Source organism: Mycobacterium angelicum (genome assembly GCF_002086155.1).
Taxonomy (GTDB): Bacteria; Actinomycetota; Actinomycetes; order Mycobacteriales; family Mycobacteriaceae; genus Mycobacterium; species Mycobacterium angelicum.
Genome location: NZ_MVHE01000158.1, coordinates 1 through 2745 on the forward strand (window position 1 = coordinate 1; position 2745 = coordinate 2745).

General features: G+C 77.6%; 1 protein-coding gene and 1 pseudogene. Both read left to right on the top strand.

The window, feature by feature from the left end; all coding sequences use genetic code 11:
• A pseudogene (locus BST12_RS32450) lies at positions 1–209 on the top strand (PE-PGRS family protein); the annotation flags it as partial.
• Positions 209–2745, top strand: a 2537-nt coding sequence (locus tag BST12_RS33945; protein WP_083116509.1) for a PE family protein, incomplete at its 3' end; no start/stop codon positions are given. The pseudogene BST12_RS32450 and the gene BST12_RS33945, both read left to right, overlap by 1 nt.

Sequence of the window (2745 nt, forward strand, 5' to 3'; positions counted from 1 at the left end):
GCGGCGGACTGTTCGGCAAGGCCGGCGGCGCAGGCGCCGCCGGGTTGGGCGGCAGCGGCGGTGCCGCCGGAGGCGGCGGCGGTGGCGGTACCGGTGGCGAACCCGGCAGTGCCAGTGGACTGCCCTACATCGGCCAACACGGCCCGTCCGGGCCGAGCGGCCTTGCCGGGGCCACGGGCGCATCCGGCGCAGATGGAGAGGGTGGCTGATGCCTCTGCTAGTCGTGGGTGCCGAGGCGGTGTCTGCGGCAGCGGAGGACTTGGCGAAACTCGCTTCGACACTGCTCTCGGCGAACGCGGCAGCGGCATTACCGACCACTGGGCTAGTTGCCGCCGGCGCCGACGAGGTGTCGGCGGCGGTGGCCACACTGTTCACCGGCAACGCGCACGCCTACCAATCGCTGAGCACGCAGGCAGCGGCCTTTCACGAGCAGTTCGTGCAGTCGCTGAATACGAGTGCGCACTGGTATGCCGCCGCCGAAGCCGCTAACGCCTCGCCGCTGCAGCTGGTGCTCGACACGATCAACGCGCCCACCCAGTTGCTAGTGGGGCGCCCGCTGATCGGCAACGGCGCCAATGGCGGACCAGGGCAAAACGGCGGGGCCGGCGGGCTGTTGTACGGCAACGGCGGGGCCGGCGGAGCCGGTACCGCGTCACACCCCAACGGCGGTGATGGCGGATCGGCCGGGCTGTGGGGCAACGGCGGCGCGGGCGGGGCCGGTTTGGCCGGTGCCGGCGGTCGCGGTGGTAACGGCGGCGCCGGTGGGTGGCTGTCCGGGAACGGGGGGGCCGGCGGCAACGGCGGGATCGGTGCCGCCGGAGCGGCCAATCAAGCCGGCGGAGCCGGTGGTGACGGCGGCGCGGGCGGCAATGCCGGCCTGTGGGGCACTGGCGGCGCCGGTGGGCAAGCCGGTGATGGCGGTGACGGCGGCAGCGGCGTCAACGCATCGAGCGGACAGGCGACGGCCGGTAAGGCCGGCGCCGGCAACTTCACCGGCAATGGCGGCGTCGGCGGCACCGGCCGCGACGGCGTGGCCGGGCAGACCGGCGGTGTGGGCGGCCCCGGCGGCGGCGTCCTCAACGGCTCGTCGACCGACATGGCAGGGGGCGCCGGAGGCAACGGCGGCGCGGGCGGCGTCGGTGCGCCCGGCGGGGACGGCGGCCCCGGCGGGCGCGCCTCGAGCGACGGCTTTGGCAACACCGCGGCCGGCGGCCCTGGCGGAATGGGCGGTACCGGTGGCGACGGTGTGACCGGCGGCGCCGGCGGTGCCGGCGGCAACGGCGGCGCGGGCGGCCGCGGCGGATGGCTCTACGGGGGCGGCGGCCAAGGCGGCGCCGGCGCCAATGGTGGCGTTGGCGGCGCGGCCGCCGCCGGCACCACCGGCGGCACCGGCGGGACAGGCGGTGACGCCATCGTGGGAGGGGCATCCCACGAGGGTCCGGAGTATGGCGGCTCCGGCGGTTCCGGTGGCGCCGGCGGTAACGGCGGTGTCGGTGGGGCCGGCGGGGCCGGTGGCAACGGCGGTGCCGGCGGTGGCGCTGGACTCTTCAGCCAGGCCGGTGTGGGGGGCTCGCACGGTGTGGGCGGCGCCGGCGGTGCCGCCGGCGGCAGCGGCGCCGGCGGCGCTGGCGGTGACGGCGGCCGAAGTATCGGCATATTGGCACTTCACGGCCAACCCGGCCCCGCGGGGCCGGATGGGCATCCCGGTGCGGCGGGCCTGACCGGCGCCGACGGCCAGAACGGTACGGCGGGGGCCTCGCAGCTGCAGCAGCTGCTCGCCGCGGTCAACGACCCCACGCAGGCTCTGGTGGGCCGGCCGCTGGTCGGCAACGGCGCCAACGGCGCACCCGGCCAAGACGGCGGAGCCGGCGGGCTGTTGTTCGGCAACGGCGGCAACGGCGGAGCCGGTACCGCGGCCCACCCCGACGGCGGCAACGGCGGATCCGCCGGCCTATGGGGCAATGGTGGGGCCGGCGGCGCCGGCCTGGCCGGCGCGGCGGGCAACGGCGGCAATGGCGGAGCCGGCGGCTGGCTCTACGGTGCCGGTGGAGCCGGCGGCAACGGCGGCATGGGTGCCCTCGGGATGACAGGTCAAGCCGGCGGCAACGGCGGCAACGGCGGTCACGGCGGCAGCGCCGGCATGTGGGGCACCGGCGGTGCCGGCGGGCAAGCCGGCGGAGGCGGCGACGGCGGCGCCGGTGTCAACACTCCGAGTGGCCAGGCGGCCGTCGGCAATGCCGGTAGCGACAGCGCGTTCGGTCTCGGCGGACTCGGTGCCAGCGGCCAGGACGGCGCCTACGGGCAGGCCGGTGGCGATGGTGGCGCCGGCGGCGCCGTCACCGACGGCACCAGTTCGTTCATTTCGGGCGGCAACGGCGGCGCTGGTGGCACGGGCGGCGTCGGCGCGGTCGGCGGAAACGGTGGCGTCGGTGGCGACGCCCAGATCAACGGCACCGGCTCGGGCACCGCCACCGGGGGTGCCGGCGGCGTCGGCGGCGTCGGCGGCGTCGGCGCGCCCGGCGCCACTGGAGGCAACAGCGGCAACGGCGGAGCCGGGGGCCGCGGCGGGTGGCTATTCGGCAACGGCGGCGACGGTGGCGCCGGCGCCGCCGGCGGCCTCGGCGGGACGGGCGCGGCCGGGTCGGCGGGTGGCGCCGGCGGTCAGGGCGGCAACTCCAGCGGTTATGGCGGCGCCGGGGGCCCGGGTGGCGCCGGTGGCCACGGCGGTGTCGGCGGGGACTACGC